This is a genomic window from Neisseria sp. HMSC075C10 (genome assembly GCF_001815615.1).
Lineage (GTDB): Bacteria > Pseudomonadota > Gammaproteobacteria > Burkholderiales > Neisseriaceae > Neisseria > Neisseria subflava_A.
Genome location: NZ_KV821249.1, coordinates 1 through 947, shown reverse-complemented (window position 1 = coordinate 947; position 947 = coordinate 1). Strand labels below are relative to the sequence as shown.

The 947-nt window shown below is 46.4% G+C and carries 1 protein-coding gene; it reads left to right on the top strand.

Going from position 1 to position 947, the window contains the following annotated elements; translation table 11 throughout:
- Positions 1 to 947: trimeric porin PorB (gene porB, locus HMPREF3047_RS03215; RefSeq protein ID WP_070712174.1), on the top strand; the 947-nt coding region annotated here is incomplete at both ends.

The window sequence follows — 947 nt, the reverse complement described above, 5'->3', positions numbered from 1 at the left end:
ACTCTGTACGGTCAAATTAAAGCTGGCGTAGAAATTTCTAAAGTAAAAGAGGGTAAGACTTCTTCTAAAACTGCTACTGAGATTGCTGACTTCGGCTCTCGCATCGGTTTCAAAGGCCACGAACACTTGGGTAGCAACCTGAATGCTATCTGGCAAGTTGAACAAAAAACTTCTATCGCCGGTGGTGACTCTGGTTTCGCTAACCGTGAATCTTTCTTGGGCTTGGAAGGCGGTTTCGGTAAATTTCGTGCCGGTAACTTGGATAATGCCCTGAGCAACAGCAGCGACAGCTTCGACCCTTGGGAATCTAGTGCAGCTAACGAAGATGCTCTGCAATTGGGTAAAATCAAACGTGTAGATTCTCGTAAAGTATCTGTACGTTACGATACCCCTGTATTTGGTGGTTTCAGCGCAAGCGTACAATACCAACCACGTGACAATGCTAACCCTAGCGACAAATATACTCACACTGTGAAAAGCCGCGAGTCTTACGACTTGGGTCTGAACTACGAAAACTCTGGCTTCTTCGGTCGCTATGCTGGTTCTTATGCTAAACGTGCTGACTTGACTGCTGATTACTTGAAAGTATTCAACCGCAACAATAATTTGGCTGCTGGTACTTACAAAGATCACCAAGCTCACCGTCTGACTGCTGGTTACGATGCTAACAACCTGATGGTTGCTGTTGTAGGTCAATACGAAGGCTTCAAAGCTGACGTAGCTGGTGCTAAGAAAAACGAACGTACTGAAGTTGGTGCAACTGCTGCTTACCGCTTCGGCAACGTAACTCCTCGTGTTTCTTACGCTCACGGCTTCAAAGCTAAAGAAGAAGGCGTGAAACAAGAGAACAGCGCTTACAACCAAGTTATCGTTGGTGCTGACTACGACTTCTCTAAACGCACTTCTGCTCTGGTTTCTGCCGGCTGGTTGAAAGAAGGCAAAGGCGA